19 protein-coding genes and 1 pseudogene are annotated in these 22,437 nt (G+C 34.7%); 8 read left to right on the top strand and 12 right to left on the bottom strand.

Annotated elements, in window-relative coordinates:
• Positions 1 to 6 precede the first annotated feature (6 nt).
• A complete protein-coding gene (locus tag K5S59_RS12955) occupies positions 7 to 1,065 on the bottom strand; it encodes a FecCD family ABC transporter permease (RefSeq protein WP_097844438.1) in 1,059 nt (352 codons plus the stop codon).
• Complete coding sequence (locus K5S59_RS12950; protein WP_098259278.1) at positions 1,062 to 2,066, bottom strand: FecCD family ABC transporter permease; 1,005 nt, start codon at positions 2,064 to 2,066, stop codon at positions 1,062 to 1,064. The genes K5S59_RS12955 and K5S59_RS12950 overlap by 4 nt, the downstream gene beginning before the upstream one ends.
• A gap of 172 nt (positions 2,067 to 2,238) precedes the next feature.
• Between K5S59_RS12950 and K5S59_RS12945 the strand changes: the two genes are divergently transcribed.
• Together K5S59_RS12945 and K5S59_RS12940 are read left to right on the top strand one after the other, a co-directional pair.
• Positions 2,239 to 3,204, top strand: coding sequence for an ABC transporter substrate-binding protein (locus tag K5S59_RS12945; RefSeq protein WP_000671034.1), 966 nt, complete (start codon positions 2,239 to 2,241; stop codon positions 3,202 to 3,204).
• Between the two features lie 378 nt (positions 3,205 to 3,582).
• A complete protein-coding gene (locus K5S59_RS12940; RefSeq protein ID WP_000338304.1) occupies positions 3,583 to 4,932 on the top strand; it encodes a peptide MFS transporter in 1,350 nt (449 codons plus the stop codon).
• Positions 4,933 to 4,970: 38 nt separating this feature from the next.
• On the opposite strand, the gene K5S59_RS12935 is transcribed toward K5S59_RS12940, so the two are convergent.
• Positions 4,971 to 5,150 carry an acid-soluble spore protein H gene (locus K5S59_RS12935; RefSeq protein ID WP_000382688.1) on the bottom strand — a complete coding sequence of 60 codons (180 nt, stop codon included), beginning with the start codon at positions 5,148 to 5,150 and terminating at the stop codon, positions 4,971 to 4,973.
• Positions 5,151 to 5,341: 191 nt separating this feature from the next.
• Positions 5,342 to 5,629 carry an ArsR/SmtB family transcription factor gene (locus tag K5S59_RS12930; protein ID WP_000081429.1) on the bottom strand — a complete coding sequence of 96 codons (288 nt, stop codon included), beginning with the start codon at positions 5,627 to 5,629 and terminating at the stop codon, positions 5,342 to 5,344.
• Between the two features lie 815 nt (positions 5,630 to 6,444).
• On the opposite strand from K5S59_RS12930, the gene K5S59_RS12925 reads away from it, so the two are divergent.
• A complete protein-coding gene (locus tag K5S59_RS12925; protein ID WP_000109125.1) occupies positions 6,445 to 8,064 on the top strand; it encodes an L-lactate permease in 1,620 nt (539 codons plus the stop codon).
• A gap of 40 nt (positions 8,065 to 8,104) precedes the next feature.
• Here K5S59_RS12925 and aspA read toward each other — a convergent pair.
• The 3 genes and pseudogenes from aspA to gloA2 all read right to left on the bottom strand — a co-directional run bounded on the left by aspA (position 8,105) and on the right by gloA2 (position 11,606).
• Positions 8,105 to 9,537, bottom strand: a pseudogene (aspA, locus tag K5S59_RS12920) (aspartate ammonia-lyase).
• 276 nt (positions 9,538 to 9,813) lie between these two features.
• Entirely contained in the window at positions 9,814 to 11,112 is a 1,299-nt protein-coding gene (locus K5S59_RS12915; RefSeq protein WP_000353301.1) for a hemolysin family protein, read from the bottom strand.
• A 107-nt stretch (positions 11,113 to 11,219) separates the two neighbouring features.
• A complete protein-coding gene (gloA2, locus tag K5S59_RS12910; RefSeq protein ID WP_001017686.1) occupies positions 11,220 to 11,606 on the bottom strand; it encodes an SMU1112c/YaeR family gloxylase I-like metalloprotein in 387 nt (128 codons plus the stop codon).
• Positions 11,607 to 11,697: 91 nt separating this feature from the next.
• On the opposite strand from gloA2, the gene K5S59_RS12905 reads away from it, so the two are divergent.
• From K5S59_RS12905 to K5S59_RS12895, 3 genes are all read left to right on the top strand, one after another.
• Entirely contained in the window at positions 11,698 to 12,876 is a 1,179-nt protein-coding gene (locus K5S59_RS12905; protein ID WP_000668857.1) for a NupC/NupG family nucleoside CNT transporter, read from the top strand.
• Positions 12,877 to 13,063: 187 nt separating this feature from the next.
• Positions 13,064 to 14,080 carry an LCP family protein gene (locus K5S59_RS12900; protein ID WP_002070431.1) on the top strand — a complete coding sequence of 339 codons (1,017 nt, stop codon included), beginning with the start codon at positions 13,064 to 13,066 and terminating at the stop codon, positions 14,078 to 14,080.
• A 221-nt stretch (positions 14,081 to 14,301) separates the two neighbouring features.
• Positions 14,302 to 15,564: a VanW family protein gene (locus K5S59_RS12895; RefSeq protein ID WP_098259276.1), complete on the top strand. Its 1,263-nt coding sequence runs from the start codon at positions 14,302 to 14,304 to the stop codon at positions 15,562 to 15,564.
• A gap of 47 nt (positions 15,565 to 15,611) precedes the next feature.
• On the opposite strand, the gene K5S59_RS12890 is transcribed toward K5S59_RS12895, so the two are convergent.
• A complete protein-coding gene (locus K5S59_RS12890) occupies positions 15,612 to 15,884 on the bottom strand; it encodes a hypothetical protein (RefSeq protein ID WP_000288809.1) in 273 nt (90 codons plus the stop codon).
• 15 nt (positions 15,885 to 15,899) lie between these two features.
• Positions 15,900 to 16,418 (bottom strand): RNase A-like domain-containing lipoprotein, encoded by a 519-nt coding sequence (locus K5S59_RS12885; RefSeq protein ID WP_000822714.1) that lies wholly within the window; start codon positions 16,416 to 16,418, stop codon positions 15,900 to 15,902.
• A 396-nt stretch (positions 16,419 to 16,814) separates the two neighbouring features.
• Between K5S59_RS12885 and K5S59_RS12880 the strand changes: the two genes are divergently transcribed.
• Positions 16,815 to 17,363 (top strand): TVP38/TMEM64 family protein, encoded by a 549-nt coding sequence (locus K5S59_RS12880; RefSeq protein WP_000852202.1) that lies wholly within the window; start codon positions 16,815 to 16,817, stop codon positions 17,361 to 17,363.
• Between the two features lie 63 nt (positions 17,364 to 17,426).
• On the opposite strand, the gene K5S59_RS12875 is transcribed toward K5S59_RS12880, so the two are convergent.
• The 3 genes from K5S59_RS12875 to K5S59_RS12865 all read right to left on the bottom strand — a co-directional run bounded on the left by K5S59_RS12875 (position 17,427) and on the right by K5S59_RS12865 (position 20,699).
• Positions 17,427 to 19,127, bottom strand: coding sequence for a M4 family metallopeptidase (locus K5S59_RS12875; protein ID WP_097844444.1), 1,701 nt, complete (start codon positions 19,125 to 19,127; stop codon positions 17,427 to 17,429).
• 169 nt (positions 19,128 to 19,296) lie between these two features.
• Positions 19,297 to 19,425: an NprX family peptide pheromone gene (locus K5S59_RS12870; protein ID WP_000733137.1), complete on the bottom strand. Its 129-nt coding sequence runs from the start codon at positions 19,423 to 19,425 to the stop codon at positions 19,297 to 19,299.
• Positions 19,426 to 19,439: 14 nt separating this feature from the next.
• Positions 19,440 to 20,699 carry a tetratricopeptide repeat protein gene (locus K5S59_RS12865; protein ID WP_098259367.1) on the bottom strand — a complete coding sequence of 420 codons (1,260 nt, stop codon included), beginning with the start codon at positions 20,697 to 20,699 and terminating at the stop codon, positions 19,440 to 19,442.
• A gap of 199 nt (positions 20,700 to 20,898) precedes the next feature.
• Here K5S59_RS12865 and K5S59_RS12860 point away from each other — a divergent pair, with 199 nt between their 5' ends.
• Positions 20,899 to 22,362 (top strand): nicotinate phosphoribosyltransferase, encoded by a 1,464-nt coding sequence (locus K5S59_RS12860; RefSeq protein WP_000222899.1) that lies wholly within the window; start codon positions 20,899 to 20,901, stop codon positions 22,360 to 22,362.
• Positions 22,363 to 22,437 lie beyond the last annotated feature (75 nt).

The following is a 22,437-nucleotide window of genomic DNA, read 5'->3' as shown; positions in this document are numbered from 1 at the left end:
CTCCCTTTATGAATTCCGACTTTTATAAAGTAAATAAATAAAATAAGGTGCACCAATTGCTGATGTAAATACTCCTGCTGGAATTTCAAGTGGCGTGAAAACTGTACGCCCAATTAAATCTGCAGCAAGTACTAAAATTGCACCAACGATTGCCGCCACTGGGAGTAATGCACCGTATAAAGAACCAATTAGTCTTCGTGAAATATGAGGTGCCATTAAACCGACAAATCCAATTCCTCCGGCAAAGGCAACTGCTCCACCAATTAAAGCTGTACTCAGTAATAACATGAATACGCGTGACTTCGTTAAAGGAACACCAAGTCCTACCGCAATATCATCCCCTAGCTCTTGCGCATTTAAATGTCTAGCAGCTATAAATGATATTACCGTTAAAATGAGAACCCACGGCGCAAGTACCATAACATTTTGCCATGAAGAACCGTACACAGTACCTGTAATCCATACATTCGCTTGGCTCGCTTGATAAATTGGCGCTAATAACATAAACAAAGTCGTTGCTGCTTTCGTCAATGCCCAAAACCCAACACCAATTAAAACAAGACTAATCGGTGATAATCCATCATTTCTCCATGCGAATAAATATACAAAAAGCGCTACAATTGTAGCCCCAACAAAGGCTGCTAACGGCATATAATGAATGCTTACAGTTAGCGCATTATTTTTATCACTAAATATAGCTAAAAATAATACAACTGCAACACTTGCACCACCTGTAATCCCGATAATATCAGGAGAAGCAAGTGGGTTTCGAACGAGACCTTGTAAAATACATCCTGCTACAGCAAGTGCAATTCCTACAAGGATGGCAATTAAAATACGCGGCATACGAAACTTATTTACAACCATATTTGACATCGCATCGCCATTTCCAGTGATCGCTTGCCATACATCATAAGGAGCAATTTTCATGTCTCCCATACCTGCACTCGCAAAAAATAATCCTATTAAAACAACTAATAAACTGAATAAGACGAGACAAGCTCGTTTATACATTAAAAACGAGAGCCCGCCTTTTCCTATACGAAACGGAATATACTTCTTCATTTGCTAAGCCCTCTCTTACGTGCAATATAAATAAAGAATGGAGCTCCGATAAACGCTGTCATAACTCCTACCGGTACTTCTTGTGGCATAATGACATATCTTGCTGCGATATCAGCTAAGATTAATAGTATTGCACCTAACAAGCCGCTATACGGTACTCTCCACCTATGATCTACTCCAACAAGAAATCTGGAAAAATGCGGGGTAACAATACCAATAAATCCAATTGGACCTGCGACCGCAACTGAACCACCAGATAGTAGAACAATAATAAGTAGTACGAATGATTTCATTAAAATCGTTCGTTGTCCAAGCCCTTTTGCAACATCTTCCCCCATCATTAATGTATTTACTTTCCCTGCCATCATAATTGATGCAACCCAGCCTACTAATAAATACGGGAATACAGATTGTAAAATTTCTAACTTTCTTCCTTGCACCGATCCGGCAAGCCAAAATAATACCTCTTCAAGTGCTTTTTCATTTAACACAAGTAATCCTTGTGTTAATGATGAAAATAACGCACTAATTGCGACCCCTGCTAATGTTAACTTAAGAGGCGTCGTCCCTTCTTTCCCTAAAGAACTAGAAGCGAATACAAGTATAGCTGCAACAGCTGCCCCTAAAAAGGCAATCCACGTGAAAGCTGATAATGATGTCACGGAAAAAATAACAATTGCTACAACTATGAAAAACGCAGCACCTGAATTTAATCCAATAAAATCTGGAGAAGCAAGTGGATTCTTCGTTAACGTTTGCATAAGACAACCAGCGATGGCTAAACTAGCACCAACACTAGCTGCAATTAACGCCCTTGGTAGACGCACATTTTGAATAATAATATGTTCATTGGAACCATTAAAATGAAAAAAAGCATCCAACGCTAATTTCCAACTCGTATTTGTATATCCGAAAATAATACTTCCCCAAATACAAATAATGACTGCAATGATTCCAACAAATAATCCGATCCATTTTGCTTGATTTGTTTTTAATAACATGCAGCGTTTCCCCTTCAATGTATAATGATACGTTGTAAGTGTATTTCAACTTAATTCGCATTGTCAACGGAAATGAGAATTATTTTCAACCGTATGTATTGACAATCAAAGGATAAAGGCTTAATATCATGCTTGCTATTGAAAAAACTTCTCAATATGTAGGGGGTACATAATGAAATTCATGCGAAAGAAATCGTTTACAGTATTTGTATTTTTACTAGCCTTTTCATTACTTTTAAGTGCTTGTGGAAAATCAAATACGAAAGAAGAAACAAAAGAAGATACGAAAAAAGAAATGATTACAGTTGAACATGCAATGGGTAAAACAGAAGTTCCTGCGAACCCAAAACGTGTAGTTATTTTAACAAATGAAGGAACTGAAGCTTTACTTGAACTAGGTGTGAAACCAGTTGGGGCTGTAAAATCTTGGACTGGTGATCCATGGTATCCACATATTAAAGATAAAATGAAAGATGTAAAAGTTGTTGGTGATGAAGGACAAGTGAACGTAGAAACAATCGCTTCTTTAAAACCAGACTTAATTATCGGTAACAAAATGCGTCACGAAAAAGTGTACGAGCAACTAAAAGCAATTGCACCTACTGTGTTTTCTGAAACGCTACGCGGTGAATGGAAAGATAACTTCAAATTTTATGCAAAAGCATTAAATAAAGAAAAAGAAGGTCAAAAGGTTTTAGCTGATTACGATAAAAGCATGAAAGATTTAAAAGCCAAACTAGGCGATAAAGTAAATCAAGAAATCTCTATGGTTCGCTTCATGCCTGGTGATGTTCGTATTTATCATGGCGATACATTCTCTGGTGTTATTTTAAAAGAACTTGGATTTAAACGTCCTGGTGATCAAAATAAAGATGACTTCGCAGAGCGTAACGTATCTAAAGAACGTATTTCTGCAATGGATGGCGATGTATTATTCTACTTCACATTCGATAAAGGAAACGAGAAAAAAGGTTCTGAATTAGAAAAAGAATATATCAATGATCCTCTATTTAAAAACTTAAATGCAGTGAAAAATAATAAAGCATACAAAGTTGACGATGTTATTTGGAATACAGCTGGTGGTGTAATGGCTGCTAACCTACTACTAGATGACATTGAAAAACGCTTTGTTAAATAATACACCTCTAGCCAGCTCCCTTCTACGGAGCTGGTTTTTTCATTTCACTGAAGTGTCACATTATTTCATTTTGTATTTTTATTCCCAATATGTTATATTATAAAAGTAAATAGAATATATTTTCTCTATATCAGAATAAATGTTTTAATCTAAATTTTCTGATTAATCACTATTTTATTTCCTTTTAGAATTCAATTATTACATTTGAAAACGCTTATCATCTCGTTTTCAGGGCAAAATACAGTAACGGTTGAAGAAAAATAGAACTTTTCTAGAAATTTTCTTTCTATTTCCATATAATTCTATTGACTTCTAAATATTTTGTGAATTAAAATAATTACATAAATATCCGTTATACAGGATTAGGGGGAAACAAACATGGATGCAGCTTTAAAATTAGACAAAGCTGGAGAGCAACAATCACCAAAAAAACATCCACCAGGATTATATTTGTTGTTCTTTACAGAGGCATGGGAAAGATTTAGTTATTACGGAATGCGTGGCTTATTAGTTCTTTATTTAACAACGAGCTTAGTAAGCGGCGGTTTAGGATTTGATAAAGCAGTTGCTGTACAAATATACGGTATTTTCACAATGTTAGTATACTTCACTCCGATTATTGGTGGTTGGTTAACTGACCATTTCATTACGAAGCGACACGCCATTACTATTGGTGGTATCATCATGGCAATTGGTAACTTTGTACTATTTTCAATGAATACGAAAACTGGACTATTTTTAGGATTAGGATTATTAGTTATTGGTAACGGATTCTTCAAACCAAATATTTCGACTTTACTAGGTCAATTATATAGCGACAACGATTCTCGTCGTGATAGTGCTTTCACTATCTTCTACATGGGAATTAACTTAGGAGCTCTTATCGCTCCATTCATTTGCGGTTACTTCACAGATTACAAATATGGATTCTTAACAGCTTGTATCGGTATGATCATTGGACAGGTTGCTTTTAATTTCTTAGCACCTCGTTACTTAGGAACAATTGGTACAACTGTTGTAGGTAAAAAGTCTAAAGAAAAAACTGCAAAAGTAATTGAGAAAAAACCTTTAACATCACAAGAGAAAAAACGTACAGCTGCAATTTTAATTTTAACTTGTTTCGTTGTATTCTTCTGGGCAGGCTTTGAACAAGCTGGTAGTTCTTTAACACTTTACACAGATAAGTTCGTAGATCGTACAATTGGTGGATTTACAATTCCAACACCTTGGTTCCAATCTGTAAACCCACTATTCATTATCTTACTAGCATTACCTGTTTCAGCTTTATGGATTAAGCTTTCAAAAACAAAAAATGGTGATTTAAAAATTCCAACAAAAATGGCACTAGGTATGATTTTACTAGGTATTGGATACTTAGTTCTAACTTTAGCTGTTTTAAAAACTGGTAGTGATGAAGGTAACATTACAATGAAGGCAAACTTACTATTCATTGTATTCACTTACATGTTCCACACAATCGGTGAATTATTCTTATCACCAATCGGATTATCTATGGTTAGTGCAATCGCTCCTGTTAAATTAGCTTCTTTATTAATGGGTGTATGGTTAGCTGGTACTGGATGTGCAAACTTCTTAGCAGGACAATTAGCTGCTTTCACTCAATCTTTAGGATATTTAGAAGTATTCGCAAGCATCGGTGTTATCGTAATCGTACTAGGATTAGTACTTCTTATGTTCTCTAAGAAAATTGCACATATGATGGAATAATAAAAAAGACGCTTCTAAAATTAGAAGCGTCTTTTCTATTACTTCTCCTCTAAAGCCGTCACGTTCACGTGAACGCTTTCTCCAGGATTAGATACATCATACACTTGAGCAACCCCACTCTGCTCGTCACAGCTCTCAATCCATACTGGTACGCCCTCATATGTAACGTCAATGCTACTTGAAGAAGATAAGATTTGTTTCACACGTTTTACATCCATACTACTATTCCTCCTTTTACTTACTGCACTCCTTTCTATCTTTTCTTTTCCCTTTAGAATATATTCCATATAACAACATGTTAATTGATAACCTTTTCTTCCTTACATGCTAACATTTACTCTCATATCACCTTTCTGACAAATAAAAAAAGACGTATATCCCACACGTCTTTTTCCATAATATTCAAATTTTAAGAAAATAATGTTTTTACAACTTCACTTACTTTATCATTATGAATTTGATAATACACTTCTAGTCCTCGTCTTTCAAAGCGTACTACTTTATTTTGTTTTAATTTCGTTAAATGTTGTGAAACCGTTGATTGTGGAATTTCTAACACTTCCTGTAATTGTGTTACATTACAAGTTCCACGTTGCATTAGTTCCATTACTAGGCGTAAACGTAACGGATGCGCTAACGCTCTTAACATTTGTACATCTTCTTCTGAAATACGACATTCGAATTGATTTTGGCTCATAAAGTTCCCCTCATTTTCGTTTTTATTTTCTTTTTATTTATTTATATATCTGTTCTTATATTTCCTGTTACGACATAACTTTATCAACCTATAATGCTGAAAATTTTTTCCACCTTTATCAGGAAAGAATTCAGGAAAAATTCCTTGCTGATTTTGAATATTATACTATATGATATAATGAAAAAGCAAAAGTAAGGGCTATGAATACTTTGCTTACAAACGTTGTTTTATCAAGCTTTTTGTTATATTTTCACCTCACTGCAACGTACAGTAACGATATTGTAAAATACCGTCTATAATTGATAACCTATCGTAACGTATTTGGGTTATATTTAACCTCTTTGTTATGCTAAAAGGAATTTTCAGTAAAAAAAGATAATGTAATATTAAAAATTGACTTATTGTTGTTTTAATTCGTATTGTACTTGCTCAGACTGTTATTCAAAACTTCCTATTAAATGCATTTGGTTTCTCTTTCTTACTAGATCAACTCAGACCAGCATGTGACACCTATCAAATTTCAACATCCTATATACTTAATGCAAAGACGTCATCTAACATATAAGATTAATGATATACGAACAAATAAAACAATATAGAAATAACTTCAAAAAGCAAACTCAAATCTATTTGAGTTTGCTTTTTGTCTACTTTATGAACAAAGCATTTCTTTTAATACTATTATGGAATAATTATACTTTTTTACGTTGACAATAGTGTTGAAGGAGAATATACTAAGCATGTAAGTTGATTGTGAATTGTTTCACAAATAATGTGAATTTCTTCACATAAAATAGATAGGAGTTGTCATTATTATGAGTACTTGGACACAAATTTATGACCCATTAAACAATATTTGGTTATCTGCACTAATCGCAGCACTTCCAATTTTCTGCTTCATCATTTGTTTAATGGGACTGAAAATGAAAAGTTACATGGCTGGCCTTTACAGTGTGATTGTCGCTATTATTCTTGCTATATTCGTTTATAAAATGCCAGCAACTGTAGCTGTAGCATCTGCCGGATTCGGTGTTTTATCTGGATTTTATCCAATTTGTACTATCGTTATCGCAGCAATTTTCCTTTATAAATTAACTGTTAAAACAGAGCAATTCAACATCATTCGTGATAGTATTTCAAGCATTACAAATGACCAACGTTTACAAGTATTATTAATCGCTTATTCTTTCGGTGCTTTCTTAGAAGGCGCAGCTGGTCTAGGGGTTCCAGTTGCTATTACAGCTGCATTACTAGTAGGTATGGGCTTTAACCCATTAAAAGCAGCAGGAATTTGTTTAGTAGCTAACATCGCTGGTGGTGCTATGGGTGCTATGGGTATCCCAGTTACAGTACCGGCACAATTAACTGAACTAGATGCATTAACTATCGGTCGTCAAACTGTTCTTATTTTACCTTTCATTAGTATTGTTTTACCTTTCTTACTTGTATCAATGGTTGATGGAATTAAAGGTATTAAGGAAACTTGGCAAGGTATTCTTGTAAGTGGTGTTTCTTTCGCGATTACTCAGTTCCTTGTAACTTACTTCTTAGGTGCAGAACTTACTAATATTTTCGCAGCTGTTGTAAGTATGATCTCTCTTGCATTATTCTTACGTGTTTGGCAGCCAAAATCTTCTACTAAAGAAGAAAAACAAGAAGAAAATGTATCTCATACATTCAATCAAATTTTATATGCTTGGTCTCCATTCGTATTCTTAACTGCATTCGTAACAATCTTTAATTTAAAACCAATTAAAGCTTTATTTGCTCCGGATGGCGCACTAGCAAACTTAGTATTTAACATTCAATTCCCTGGTCTTCATAATGCTGTTATGAAAACTACACCTATTACAAAAGCTGATACTCCTTTCGCAGCTGTTTTCAAATTTGATGTATTCTCATCTACAACTACTGCAATCGTATTAGCAATTATCGTTTCACTTATCGTGTACCGCGTAAAAGGTAAAATGGTTAAAGAATTAGTAGTGGAAACAATGAAAGAACTAAAAGCTCCAGTATTTACAATCTGTAGCGTTATCGCTTTAGCTTACGTAGAGAACTACTCTGGTATGTCATCTACACTTGGACTTGCATTCTCTTCTACAGGTAATGCATTCCCAGTTCTTTCTCCAATCTTAGGATGGATTGGCGTATTCATTACAGGATCGGTAGTATCAAGTGGTTCATTATTCGCACCGCTTCAAGCAGTAACTGCAGATCAATTAAACATCGTTCCTTCTACACTTGTTGCATTAAACGTAGTAGGTGGTACAATGGCAAAAATGGTTTCTCCACAATCTGTGGCAGTTGCTTGTGCAGCAGTTGGACTAGTTGGTAAAGAATCTGCCCTATTTAAAACAGCAATGAAATACAGTTTAATCTTCTTAGCTATTATTAGCTTACTTCAATTAAACTCTGTATTTAATATCTTTTAAAAATAAAACACCGATCCAAATGGATCGGTGTTTTTTCACATTACATCTTCTTATTCTTTAATAAAGAAGCACCAGCAATTTCAGGATGCGTCATTTCGAATGGATCTAAAATAATATCCAACTCTTCTTCTGTCAGTACACCATGTTCTAAGCATAACTCCCTAACAGATTTTCCTGTTTCAATTGCTTCACGTGCAATACGAGATGCTGCTTCGTAACCAATATGAGGGTTAACTGCCGTAATAATCCCAACACTCTTCTCCACATATTGCTTCAGCAATTCTTCATTTGCTGTAATTCCTTTAATACAATATTCACGGAATACACGGAATCCGTTATTCATAATACTAATAGATTGAATTAAATTAAACACGAGTACAGGCTCCATTACGTTTAACTCTAATTGTCCTGCTTCTGATGCTAAGCAAATTGTATGATCATTACCAATTACTTGGAAAGCAACTTGATTAATTACTTCTGCCATAACAGGATTTACTTTCCCTGGCATAATAGATGAACCTGGTTGACGAGCTGGTAATTGAATTTCCGCCAATCCAACACGTGGACCAGATGCCATAATACGAAGGTCATTCGCAATTTTAGACATATTCATCATACATACTTTTAATGCTGCAGATACTTCTGTGTATGCATCTGTGTTTTGCGTTGCATCAACTAAATGCTCTGCACCAACAAGTGGGAATCCGCTAAATGTTCGCAAGTGTTTAACCACTTGTTCAATGTACGTAGGGTTTGCATTTAATCCCGTACCAACAGCTGTCGCCCCCATGTTCACTTCATATAAATGTTGGCGAGACTGTTTAATTCTTTTTATATCACGCTCAAGCACGCGGCTATACGCTTCAAATTCTTGCCCAAGACGAATCGGAACAGCATCTTGTAAATGTGTACGTCCCATTTTAATGACGTGATCAAACTCTTTTGCTTTTGCACGGAAAGCAGCATGAAGTTCTTCCATTGTAATAAGAAGTTCTTCTAACATCATAAGAGTTGCAATATGAATTCCTGTCGGAAACGCATCATTCGTTGATTGAGCCATGTTCACATGCGTGTTTGGACTAATTTTCGCATACTCACCTTTTTCATATCCCATACGTTCTAACGCTCGATTAGCGATTACTTCATTTGTATTCATATTAATAGAAGTTCCAGCACCGCCTTGGATTGGATCCACGATAAATTGATCATGGAATTTTCCATCAACAATTTCTTGCGCTGCTTCTGCAATTTCATGTCCAATGTCTTTAGCTAAGTAACCAGTATCCATATTTGCAAGTGCCGCCGCTTTTTTCACAATTGCCATTGCCGTAATAAGTGACGGATGAATGCGATATCCTGTAATCGGGAAGTTTTCAACAGCACGTAATGTTTGTACACCATAATAAGCTACACTCGGTACTCCTTTTCACCTAAAAAATCTTTTTCTATACGTATATCCTTCGTTGCTATCATTTTCATCACCTATGCTTTTCATTCTAAATCCTTATCTAAAAAATTCGCCATCTAAAAATACGAGTATCATTCAGAAGAATTTTTCAGTATCCACCTTCACTATATAGCACCTCTTTTGAAAGCGCAAACATTTAATTTTCTATATATACCTTTTATAAAGTGAAACCTTAATCAGTGGGCTTTTGTTCATCCCCCACCTAACTTCTTCGCTTTCGCTTAATTTTGAGGTAAGGGTCTTACTGCCCGGCGAATAGCGGCATAAAAATTTATAGAAAATCATTCTTCTATCTTCTTTATTTCCACTCGTTTAATTTGATGCATATCCTTTTCGAGAACTTTAAAAGAAAAGCCGTGTTTTTCAATAACATCTCCTTCAGCAACGATTTGCTTTTGTACCATAATCCAGCCACCAATTGTATCTACATCATCAGCGATTAAGTGTATGCCAAATAAATCATTTACTTCACTAATAAGCACTTTTCCCTCTACGATTTTACACCCTTCACTTATATGCTCTATAGGCGGGTGCTCGTCTTCATCGTATTCATCTCGGATTTCTCCAACAATTTCTTCTAAAATATCTTCTAATGTAACAATCCCCGCTGTACCACCATATTCATCATATAGTACAGCTAATGGGATTCGTTTTCTTTGCATTTGTAATAGCAAATCATGTATAGGAATATTTTCTAGTACTTCAATAACTGGCCTTGTATACGGTGTAATCGAGCACTCCTCATCTCGATTACCATCCATATAACGAATAAATAAATCCTTTACATTAACCATCCCAATAATTTCATCTTTATCTTCACCAAATACGGGATACCTCGTATATTTTTCTTGTGCGATTATTTTAATATGTGTTTCAAATGGTTCGTCCTCATATAAACCTACAACTTCCGTACGAGGTACCATAATTTCCTTTGCGACTCTATTATCAAATTCAAAAATATTATTTACATATTTAAATTCCCTTTGATTAATCTCTCCGCTCTCATAACTCTCGGATAAGATTAATCGCAATTCTTCCTCCGAATGAGCTACTTCATGTTCAGAGGCTGGATGTAATCCGAATAGCCCTGTTACAAGCCTTGCTGAACCATTTAAAGCCCAAATAAACGGATACATTACTCGGTAAAAATAAATAATTGGCTTCGATAATAATAAGCTAACTTGCTCTGCTCTTTGTATAGCGAGCGTCTTCGGAGCAAGTTCACCAATGACAACATGTAAAAATGTAATCACTGCAAAGGCAATAATAAATGAAACTGTACTTGCAATTGCAGGAGAGAAATGTAGTTTTAAAAACAACGGCTCGAGTAAATGTTTTATGGTCGGCTCTCCTAACCACCCAAGCCCTAAAGCAGTAATTGTAATACCTAACTGACATGCTGATAAATACTCATCTAAATTCGAAGTTACTTTTTTTGCTGCCAATGCTCCTCGTCGTTTTTCACTAACGAGTTGATCAATACGACTGCTGCGCACCTTAATAATTGCAAACTCAACAGCTACAAAAAAACCTGTTAACGCGATAAGGATGACTACCATCAATAATTTTAAAATATCCACATATACCCTTTAGCTTTCTTAGCTAAAGTTACACCTCCTTTAAAAAAGAAGTTTCACTTTAGTTTCTTCATTTACACAAAAGCAACCCTGTATAAAATTCACCAATTTCAAACCTCATACAATTCTAAAGGCAAGCCATCAGGGTCTTGGAAAAAAACGAATTTTTTTCCGGTTATTTCATCCATACGTATCGACTCAGTCTCCACACCACATTCATTTAAATGTTTCACAGCTTCTCCTATATTTGTAACAGCAAATGCTAAATGTCTAAGACCAGCTGCTTCTGGGAAACTTGGGCGCTCAGGTGGATTGGGAAATGAAAATAATTCAATTTGATACTCTTCCCCTACACATAAATCTAACTTATAAGAATCTCGTTCCTTTCTATATACTTCATTTATCGCTTTAAAACCTAATATCTGAGTATAAAAATCCTTTGACACTTCATAATTCGAACAAATAATTGCAACATGGTGCACTCTACATATATTCATGCTCTCTCTATTCCTTTCTTTACCAAAGATGCATATTCTCCCTTGAAATGAAAAACATATATAGCAGAATATCTCTTTTAGGGGGTTTACTATGAAATTTATTACTTTTTTCGTGGGACTTATCGTTGTTTTCTTCCTTGCTTATATTGCTAGCAACAATAAGAAACATATTAAATTTAAACCAATATTCATCATGCTTATTATACAGTTAATTTTAACCTATTTATTATTAAATACAGAAATCGGCCTCATACTTATTCGGGTCATTTCCAGTCTGTTTACAAAGCTACTTGAGTATGCTGCTGATGGTATAAACTTCGTATTTGGCGGTCTTGCCAATAAAGGTGAAATGTCATTTTTCCTTACTGTATTATTACCAATTGTTTTCATTTCCGTCTTAATTGGTATACTACAACATTTCAAAATACTACCATTTTTTATTCATTGGATCGGTTACTTCCTTAGCAAAATAAATGGTCTTGGGAAATTAGAATCTTACAACGCTATCGCCTCTGCCATTGTCGGCCAATCAGAAGTTTTTATTACGGTAAAAAAACAATTAGCTCAAATTCCAAAACACCGTCTTTATACACTTTGTGCTTCTGCCATGTCAACCGTATCTATGTCTATCGTAGGTGCCTATATGACAATGATCGAACCTAAATATGTAGTAACCGCACTCGTTCTCAATTTATTTAGTGGTTTTATTATCGTACTCATCATTAATCCTTACGACGTTAAAGATGACGAAGATATTTTAGAAATTAAAGGCGAAAAGCAAAGCTTTTTTGAAATGCTTGGAGAATACATTCTAGATGGCTTTCGCGTAGCTATTGTTGTCGGCGCTATGCTCATCGGATTCGTCGCATTAATTAGCTGCATTAATGACCTATTCCTCATTATATTCGGCATTACTTTCCAGCAATTAATCGGCTACGTATTTGCGCCTGTTGCATTCCTTATCGGTGTACCAAGTTCTGAAATTGTCACAGCGGGTAGCATTATGGCAACGAAGCTTGTGACGAATGAATTTGTAGCAATGATGGACCTTAGTAAAATTTCTAATAGTCTTTCTCCCCGTACAGTTGGTATTATTTCCGTTTTCCTCGTTTCTTTTGCCAACTTTTCTTCTATCGGCATTATTTCAGGTGCAGTAAAAGGATTAAACGAAGAACAAGGAAACGTCGTTGCCAGATTTGGCCTTAAATTACTATATGGAGCTACTCTCGTTAGCATTTTATCTGCAATTATCGTAAGTATTATGTTGTAATCAGGTAAAATTTTATCATTTTCTTATCCCTATCTTTTGTATACAATAACGAATAGATGTCTTTATAAATAATCAAGACATCTATTTTTTATACATGTACAATCGCTTTTATTTAGCGTACAATATTTTTTATGTGTTTGAATGCGCTTCTAGATGTATACACTTTGATAGCTTTAAAGGAGAAAAAATGATGAAATCCGATATGAACAAAGATACTCGAGCCAAAAAAGGACGCTCAAAGAAAAAACGTCTCCTTTGGTTCCTTCTTATTCCATTACTGATTATAGCACTTGGAGCAGGAGGCTATTCCTTCCATATATACAGTAAAGCAAAGTCTGTATTAAGTAATGCTTATTCTGAACTGAGCCGCGGGGATAAATCCAGCAAACGTGAAAAAGCCGTGAAACCTATGACTGACAACATTTCCGTACTTATTATGGGTGTTGATGAAAGTGAGATTAGGGATAAGAATTACGGAAAAGCAACTCGCACGGATGCGCTATTACTTGCAACGATTAATAAAAGCGATAAATCTGTTAAGCTTGTCAGTATTCCACGTGACTCACGTGTCTACATTAAATCACGTGAGAAATACGATAAAATTACACATGCGCACGTATTCGGTGGTGTAGATAGCACAATTGATACGGTAGAGAACTTTTTAGATGTTCCAGTTGATTATTATGTAAAATTCAACTTTAAATCATTTATCAAAATTGTCGATTCTCTTGGTGGTATTACTGTCGATGTTCCAGTTGAGTTTACAGAACAAAATAGTAAAGACGAAGCAGATGCAATTCACCTAAAAAAAGGACGTCAACATTTAAATGGCGAAGAGGCATTGGCGCTAGCTAGAACTCGTCATATCGATAGTGATTATATGCGCGGTCAACGACAACAGCTTGTTTTAGAAGCTATCGCTCAAAAAGCACTATCTCTTAATTCCATTAATAAAATTGGTGGTCTACTCGACGCTGTCGATAAAGACTTAAAAACAAATTTAACTTTTGATGATATGATGACAATTGCCAAAAATTCAATGGATTCCAATTTAAAAATGGACAAAATGCAAGTAGAAGGTACTGATAAATATATAGGTGGTATTTATTATTACGTTCCAAATGAAAAAAGCGTCAATACTATTTCGACAACACTACAAGAACATCTCGGTGTTACGAATAAAAATGAACATAAAAAATTATAATAAAAAGGCTGCTAGATCTTTCTAGACAGCCTTTTTATTATAATTTTCAACATATTGTGACAAAAAGAGACAATTATTACAGCAATGTAACATTTTTTATAAAAACATTACACACATAGTGGGAATAATAGTATACTAGTACGTACATAATGTTATTTTCATCATTTTTATACAAAAAATGTAATACATATATTTATACAAAAATTTCTGGGGGGAAATAAATGAAGCTAAGTAAAATACTGATCGGTTCTGCAATTACTGGAGGCATATTACTTTGTGTAGGCGGTGTTGGTGGATATCAATATGTATCCACACTAAATAATCAATTAGATACTACTGCATTACCAAATACTACATTTGAAGGTATTTCTCTCGATGGAAAAAATAAAAAAGATATTCAAGCAATTATTAATCAAAAAGTAACTGAATTAGACCAAAAATCTCTTACCTACATATTTCAAAATGATAAACAAACGTACACATGGAAAGATTTAGGGATAAATTATAAGGAAAAAGATATTATCGACAAAATCTTTAAAGAACAAGAAGGAAACGCAATGAATCGTTACAAAATGCGTAAGCAGGCTGAAAACGGTGAATTAAAACGTGATTATAAATTAACGCCTCAATTAAATACAACTGCTTATGAAAGCTTTATGAAGGATAAATATAATGACACATTAAAAAATCCTGTTAATGCAGAATTAAATGTTGAAGGCTCTACAGTAAATATTAGCCAAAGTCAAAATGGTGAAAAAATTGATAAAGGAAAGTTAACTGATTTAACGACACAAGCGATTACTTCTGGCACATCAGACATTACGTTACCAGTTACACTCTTAAAACCTGAACGTTCTACAGAAGATATACAGAAAATGGGGATTAAAGAGGTGATCGCTGAATATTCGACTCCAATGGCTGGTCGTAATGGGAATCAATCCTTTAACGTAAATAAGTCAGCTAATACTTTAAGTGGAGTTATTGTCGCACCTGATGAAACGTTTAGTTTTAATGGACGCGTTGGCGTAACGGATGCTGCACATGGTTATAAATCCGCAGCAGTATTTTCAGAAGGTAAAGTTATACAAAGTGCAGGTGGAGGCGTTTGCCAAGTTAGTAGTACTTTATATAGCGCCGCTTTAAGGGCAGATTTAGGAATTGTTTCTCGAAGCAATCATTCCATGCCCGTAAATTATTTACCACTTGGGCAAGATGCAGCAGTGGCAGATTATGGTCCGGATTTAAAATTTAAAAACAATACAGGCAATCATATTTATATTCAAGCATTTTCAAATGGAGGTAGTATTACTACTCGTATTTTCGGCACAAATACTGGTAAAAATGTTGAAGTTTCTTCTCAAGTAATTAGTAGAGCTAATGACAAAATAACAGCGGTAACGTATAAAAAAGTAACACAAAACGGTGAAGTAATCTCAAATGGACAAATTTCAAAAAGCGTATATAAAAGCGCTCCAAAACAATGAGGTGCTAATAAACAGGCAAATTTCTAAAAAGAAAAGGCGTGATCTACTCACGCCTTTTTCTTTTGCAATAATATTAAAAAGGTTGCAAGATGGTCTTTCGTTTCTTCTAACGACCACATGCGATTTCCTTGCTTCGCAGCTAATACGCACGCCTCTTCCCAAGCATTCTTTTTCTTCATATATAATAATTCATCGCGTAATTTCAAAACAATTTCTTTATCCTCTTGCTCTATAAACTCTTCCATCACGCCTACTATTTCATCTTCATGAACACTTAACGTACAGTACGATTTAAGAAAGTATTGTAATGTCGTATACATATGTACTCCCCCTTCTTATTTGTCAGATGGATAAGAAGTAATGATCTTATATCCTAAATCTCCTGACTTATCTCTCGCCAAAACAGTAACAGTTTTTACTAGCTTGTCTTTTATATTCATATTCTTCTTTATTACCGTTTTTCCAACCGGGAATGAATGAGTTGTATTTAATACGAGACGAGCCTCTTTAGAATTTTTTAACCAATCTTGAATTTCCTTATCATGCTGCTTCAAACTATCTTTTACAGCTTTTGTCGCTGTTTCCTTATCATAGTATGTACTTGCCGCTGATACTTTATCTGTCTTCAAGCGATTCTTCAAATCCTCTTCTGATTTTCCTACATGTCTTTCAATCGTATGACCATTTTTAGGTGGCCCTTCCATTTCATCTAAAATATTATCACTAATTTTTTCTACTGATGTCGATTGATTACCTGTTTGTTTCTCTGTTTTTTGTTCTTTTCCTGCACATCCACTTAAGATCAGCACTAATGCCAATAAACTACTTAAGAAAAGACTACTTATTCGTTTCATCATATCACCTCTTCCATGATTATTATCGTAACTTACCTAAAAGTCAATTTCACAACGAAAAGACATATATATTTTTAAAATTCCTCGTTTATTTTTCCATATTACTACCATAGTTTCATTAAATCGCTATTTCAGCCCTCATTATAAATATACCCCTATGTTTTTCTGATTATTTCCCAAGTTAAATCACCCCTAAAATTATCAAATAACCCCTTTAAACATGGAGTTTTTTGGTTGTTTTCAAAAATATAAATATACCCCTATTTTTATATACCTAATACCCATATAAGGTATACAGGCCGTATTTTATCAACGTTTTATACATTATGTAAATTCGTGCTTGCCTACACAATGGAAATATGGTGTAATGCAAAAAAAGATAAAGGATTTTAAACAATGGCTGAAACAATTCAAAACTTCTTAACAGACTATTATTCAATCGCAATTCCACTTAGTATCTTAATCAACATCATCATCAGTCTTTTAGGTTTTATCCCTAGTATTTTTTTGACCGCCATTAACATACAGCTCTTTGGCGTAGTAAACGGCACAATCATTTCGATCATAGGTGAGGCCTTAGGGGCTATTATCTCGTTTTATATTTATCGTATAGGCCTTCAAAAGTTCACTCACGATAAAGTAAATAAGCATCCTAAGGTAGAACGTCTTCTTTACGTAGAAGGTAGAGAGGCCTTTCTACTCGTCCTCTCTTTTCGTTTTATTCCATTCATTCCGTCCAGTATCGTGACTTTATTTGCAGCTCTAGGCAAAATGTCATTACTATCCTTCAGTATTGCCAGTACCATAGGTAAAATACCGTCCTTGTTGATTGAAGTATATTCTGCATATCATGTTATAAACGGTACAAACGAAGCAAAGTGGATTGTAACAATCGCAGGTTGTATCGGATTGTATTATTTGTGGAAAAAATGGAGAAAAAAATAAAGAAGGAGCATAGGCTCCTTCTTTATTTTTGAGGTATTTTATTAATAGCTATCTCTTAAAACCTTAGTTTATACCAACAGCACTAAATGATTGCTTCACTGCTGCTACTTCCGCAGAAGTCGCACCATATAAATCAGCTGCAGCTTGTACTGCACCAGCACGAGCTTGGCTAAATGTAGTAGATTGCGTGAAATATTGTGTGTTTGCACGGTAATAAATTGCACCTAACTTATCTTTACCGATACCAGTTACAGTTACACCCGAATGCGTACCGCCATTTGCTAATAAATAAGCTTGTTTGTTAATAATACCACTGTTCGTATGAACTCCACCGTTATCACTTGAACCAGTGTAACGCTTAGAGTAATGGTCTGGGTCACCATATTTCGCTGGATCACTCATAGAGCGAAGCGCATCTCCCGCTTTACCAGGCGTGTAAATATCTTCACCAATCTCCCAATCTGGGTTACGATTATCATAGAATTCTACTAAAGTACCAAAGATATCAGAAATCGCTTCATTTAGCGCACCTGATTCATTTTGATAAATTAAATCCGAGCTATTCTCCGTAACAGCATGCGTTAATTCGTGACCAATTACATCAATTCCACCAGATAATGAAGTAAATGTTACACCATCACCATCTCCGTATACCATTTGTGAGCCATTCCAGAACGCATTATTATACTTACTTCCGTAATGAACTGTCGATTTTAACGGAGCTCCTGCATCATTAATAGAGTTTCTATTAAATGTAGCTTTATAATAATCATATGTTCTACCTGCATAGTAATGAGCATCTACTGCCGCTGCATCATACGCTGCATTGAAAACATTATCTGCATCTGCCCATAATGTTCCTGGTAATGTTGAACGATTTTTTGCATCATATGTGAAAATTGTCGCTCCGCGCGTATTATCTTGCAAGTAGTAAGATGAGCCAGATAACGTTGTATTAAGTGATTTCGTATCTCCTAATACACCTTTACCAGTTCCTACTTTATTTGTCCCTGTTACAGGCTTTACAACCGCCTTCGCTTCTTGTTTAGGAGCATCTTGCTTAACTGGTGACTTATCTTCATTTGCTACATGATCAAGTTTATTATATTTATTTAATACTTTACCGCTGTCTGCTTCAATGAAATAGTAGTAGTTTCCTGGGCTTGGCTCTAAGAAGTTTAAATTTACAACGTATGCATATGTTGTTTCTTCACCGTTTTGATATACATATAAGTCCGCTTTTGGTTCTACCTCATATTTAGGTGTAACCCCTAAATCTTTTTGCGCAATTTCAATTGCTTTTGCGCCTTCAATCTTATTTTTATTTTTCAACTTGTCCTTTTTGTCTAAATCAGGCGCAACTGTTCCAGACAATACTTTTAAAGAACCATCTTTACTTACGTGAGCTACTTGAGTAGACCCCCATACAGGCACTCCTTCGTAAACTTGTTGCATACGTACTACTGTTGAATCAGTTACAGCATCTTTCTTCACTTGTTTCACTTTGAAAGAATCTTGCGCACTCTTTTCCCCTAGCTTGTAATCGCCTTTTGCTGCGTTTAAGTAATCAAACACAACAGATTCTGCTTTCTTGCCAGTTGCTCCAGTTAAATCACCAGAAATAAACTCCGGTGACTGCACCGTCTCATTGTACTTCTTCGTAGAGAGCACATTTTTAGAATCCGCAAATGCAGAGCCTGTCCCTCCAAACGTTGTAACTGCCATTCCTGTCGCTAACACTAATGCTAAACTTTTCTTTTTCATGAACCTTCCCCCTAATAAAAATTTTTTTGAAAAAGAGTAGTTTTATCGTAGCACTATGTTTCCACTATTAATATACTAAAAATTCAAATAATTATTTTCTCAAGTATTGTAGAATTTTGGGGAACAAATATTGAAAAAACCCCTTTCCTATTGGAAAGGGGTTTCTCAATTATGAATTAATTTGTTGGACTGTTTTAGCTTCTTGACCAAGAGTATCTGGTTTCCATGCATATTGAATATCCAATACCACTGCCGCAATCGCCATAACTACAAATGTTCCTGCAATTAACTTTTTCATACTATTCCTCCTCTTTATTCTTCTAATAAATTTATCGCTAACTTATAGTAGCGATTACTTTCTTTAAAATCTGAATATTCTTCTAAATATTCAGCTAGTTCTAAGTATATCTTCTTTAAATCTTTTATATTTTCCTCTGCTTTAAAGAAAGGAACTACTTCTGTTTCTAGAAATTTTTTATAAACATCTCTTGCTTCAAAGTACTTATACTGCAGACTTAACAATAAATATAGCATCCCTTTATATCTATCATCTTTCCTTGCGGCATTGATACCTTTTTCAATCCATTTTGCTGCTTCCTCTATTTCTCCTAATTGAATACACTGTAATGAAAGCTCATACATAGCATCAATATAGTTCATATCCTCTTCTTTTTTATACTTTAGGCATTCTATATAGTACTCTTTTGCCTTGGTATAATTTTTTTGGCAATAATACAGGTAGCCAATATTATTTAAAGCAATAGAGAGAATATTATCTTTATCCGCAAAAGAAGTTGCTTCCCTTATGATATGATTATAAATTTCCATAGCTTCATTGTATTGTTTTTTTCTGGTATAACTAAAAGCAATTAAAAACTTGCAATTAATTATATTTCTAAATTTATATTCACTTTTAAAGCCCTCTAATGCCACATTAGCAAAGTATAATGTCATATGATCTATTTCTATTTGACTATATGTCAATGCTAAATTATAATATATTCCCGTTTCATAATATCCTAATTCTTTTGCCATTGCTTCTGTCTTTAACAAGTACTCTAATGCCTGTGTATATTTGTACTGTACAGAATATAATAATGCCTTATTATACGTATATAACATCTTCTGAAAAGGTGAGTATTTCTTATACACTTTCTTCAAATTATCCAATTCTTCTTCAACAGCAGGTAAATCTCTCTTCATCATTAAATAACGCGTATACAGCAGTTTATAATAATTTATAATTTCAAAATCCAAAACATGCTTCATTTCACCTTGCAATTCTTCATATATGCGTTCTACTTGTTGCTTGTCCAAATGAACAAGTGCATTTAACCACTCATCCAGCTTCCCCTTCACATCTTCTTCTACATCTCTCAAATCCGTCACGGCAATTTCTAACCTTGTGCAGAGCAATTGTAGAATTTCTTCTGATGCTTCGATCTTTCCATTTTCGATTTTACTTAAGTATGAGACAGAACAAATGCCCTGACATAATTCTTCTTGTGTCATTTTTTGCTGTAGCCGTTTATAAAAGACTTGTTTGCCTATTTTTTCTAATGTTTGTTGCATTGTCCTCCTCCATTCTCATTACCCCCATTACTCTAATAATACATAAAATCTTGAGAAATATAAATTGATAAATGTTAATTTTCTAAAAAATATGCATTATTTCATTTTTTTCTTTCTTGACTCTACTCTCATATCCATTCTTTGCTACGAGCGGTGAAAAATTGGTATACTATAACCAAATTATGGAGGTGTTTTCGCGATGACTTATTATAAAGACGATAGCTATGCCTTACATACAGATTTATATCAAATTAATATGGCTTATACATATTGGAAAGATGGTATTCATAATCGCCGCTCGGTGTTTGATTTATACTTTCGAAAGCTTCCATTCGAGAACGGTTATGCTGTTTTTGCTGGTCTTGAAAAGATTGTAGAGTACATAGAAAACTTCAGCTTTACCGAAAGCGATATCGCTTATTTAGCAGAATTACAATTTGAAGAAGAATTCCTTCAGTATTTACAAAATATGAAATTCACTGGGACCATTCGAAGTATGCAAGAAGGTGAAGTTGTATTTAATAACGAGCCTTTATTACGTGTTGATGCACCGCTCGGCGAAGCACAAATTATTGAAACTGCCCTGTTAAACATTGTGAATTACCAAACATTAATTGCAACAAAAGCTGCTCGTATGAAGCACGCTGCAAATAACGATGAACTTTTAGAATTCGGCACAAGACGTGCCCACGAGTTTGATGCTGCTCTTTGGGGTACACGCGCTGCCTTTATTGGCGGTTTCTCATCTACGAGTAACGTACGGGCTGGGAAGCGATTCGGAATACCTGTAGCCGGCACACACGCTCACTCTTTCGTTCAAGCGTATCGCGATGAATATGTCGCGTTTAAGAAATACGCTGAAACTCATAAAAAATGCGTCTTTCTCGTTGATACATACGACACTTTAAAATCAGGTGTTCCAAATGCGATTCGCGTCGCGAAAGAGTTTGGAGATCGTATCGATTTTTATGGTATTCGCCTTGATAGTGGTGATATGGCTTATTTATCTAAAAAAGCAAGAAAACTATTAGATGAAGCTGGGTTTACACATACAAAAATTATTGCTTCTAGCGATTTAGATGAATACACAATTATGCACTTGAAATCTCAAGGAGCAAAAATTGATGTATGGGGCGTTGGAACAAAATTGATTACGTCCTTTGAACAACCAGCATTAGGTGCTGTTTATAAACTAGTTGCAATTGAAGATACTGATGGAAAGTTAAATGATACAATTAAAATTTCATCTAACCCTGAAAAAATTACAACTCCAGGACTGAAACGAATTTATCGCATCATCAATCGAGTTAACGATCATGCAGAAGGTGATTATATTGCATTAGATTCTGAAGTACCAGGAAAAGAAGAACGTTTAAAAATGTTTCATCCTGTTCACACGTATATAAGCAAATTTGTAACAAACTTTGAAGCTCGCGAACTGCATAAAGACATTTTCGTTAACGGCGAAAGAACATATGAACTACCAGATATATTAGATATTCAAAAATATAACGAACAAAGTCTCGCGCTATTTTGGGAAGAATATATGCGAACTTTAAATCCTGAAGAGTACCCTGTCGACTTAAGTCAAGAATGCTGGGATCATAAAATGAATTACATTCAAACTGTTCGAGAACAAGTTGAAAAAAATATACAAAAATAAAACAGAGAAGCTTTTCCTTCTCTGTTTTTTCAATACAATATGTATCTTTGTGGAAAATATATTAAAATAATAAGA

Source organism: Bacillus sp. BML-BC051 (assembly GCF_019656175.1).
Lineage (GTDB): Bacteria > Bacillota > Bacilli > Bacillales > Bacillaceae_G > Bacillus_A > Bacillus_A mobilis.
The sequence above is the reverse complement of the archived record's forward strand: the minus strand, read 5'-3'. Positions and strand labels throughout refer to the sequence as shown.

Excerpts from the sequence above, each read along its gene's own strand:
- gloA2 (WP_001017686.1), bottom strand. The coding sequence starts at position 11,606 with ATGAATATATGTAGAGTGCACCATGTTGCAATTATTTGTTCGAATTAT.
- K5S59_RS12900 (WP_002070431.1), top strand. The coding sequence starts at position 13,064 with ATGATGAAATCCGATATGAACAAAGATACTCGAGCCAAAAAAGGACGC.
- K5S59_RS12860 (WP_000222899.1), top strand. The coding sequence starts at position 20,899 with ATGACTTATTATAAAGACGATAGCTATGCCTTACATACAGATTTATAT.
- K5S59_RS12865 (WP_098259367.1), bottom strand. The coding sequence starts at position 20,699 with ATGCAACAAACATTAGAAAAAATAGGCAAACAAGTCTTTTATAAACGG.
- K5S59_RS12875 (WP_097844444.1), bottom strand. The coding sequence starts at position 19,127 with ATGAAAAAGAAAAGTTTAGCATTAGTGTTAGCGACAGGAATGGCAGTT.
- K5S59_RS12935 (WP_000382688.1), bottom strand. The coding sequence starts at position 5,150 with ATGGATGTAAAACGTGTGAAACAAATCTTATCTTCTTCAAGTAGCATT.
- K5S59_RS12940 (WP_000338304.1), top strand. The coding sequence starts at position 3,583 with ATGGATGCAGCTTTAAAATTAGACAAAGCTGGAGAGCAACAATCACCA.
- K5S59_RS12890 (WP_000288809.1), bottom strand. The coding sequence starts at position 15,884 with ATGTATACGACATTACAATACTTTCTTAAATCGTACTGTACGTTAAGT.
- K5S59_RS12925 (WP_000109125.1), top strand. The coding sequence starts at position 6,445 with ATGAGTACTTGGACACAAATTTATGACCCATTAAACAATATTTGGTTA.
- K5S59_RS12955 (WP_097844438.1), bottom strand. The coding sequence starts at position 1,065 with ATGAAGAAGTATATTCCGTTTCGTATAGGAAAAGGCGGGCTCTCGTTT.
- K5S59_RS12870 (WP_000733137.1), bottom strand. The coding sequence starts at position 19,425 with ATGAAAAAGTTAATTGCAGGAACATTTGTAGTTATGGCGATTGCGGCA.
- K5S59_RS12950 (WP_098259278.1), bottom strand. The coding sequence starts at position 2,066 with ATGTTATTAAAAACAAATCAAGCAAAATGGATCGGATTATTTGTTGGA.
- K5S59_RS12930 (WP_000081429.1), bottom strand. The coding sequence starts at position 5,629 with ATGAGCCAAAATCAATTCGAATGTCGTATTTCAGAAGAAGATGTACAA.
- K5S59_RS12905 (WP_000668857.1), top strand. The coding sequence starts at position 11,698 with ATGAAATTTATTACTTTTTTCGTGGGACTTATCGTTGTTTTCTTCCTT.
- K5S59_RS12895 (WP_098259276.1), top strand. The coding sequence starts at position 14,302 with ATGAAGCTAAGTAAAATACTGATCGGTTCTGCAATTACTGGAGGCATA.
- K5S59_RS12880 (WP_000852202.1), top strand. The coding sequence starts at position 16,815 with ATGGCTGAAACAATTCAAAACTTCTTAACAGACTATTATTCAATCGCA.
- K5S59_RS12945 (WP_000671034.1), top strand. The coding sequence starts at position 2,239 with ATGAAATTCATGCGAAAGAAATCGTTTACAGTATTTGTATTTTTACTA.
- K5S59_RS12885 (WP_000822714.1), bottom strand. The coding sequence starts at position 16,418 with ATGAAACGAATAAGTAGTCTTTTCTTAAGTAGTTTATTGGCATTAGTG.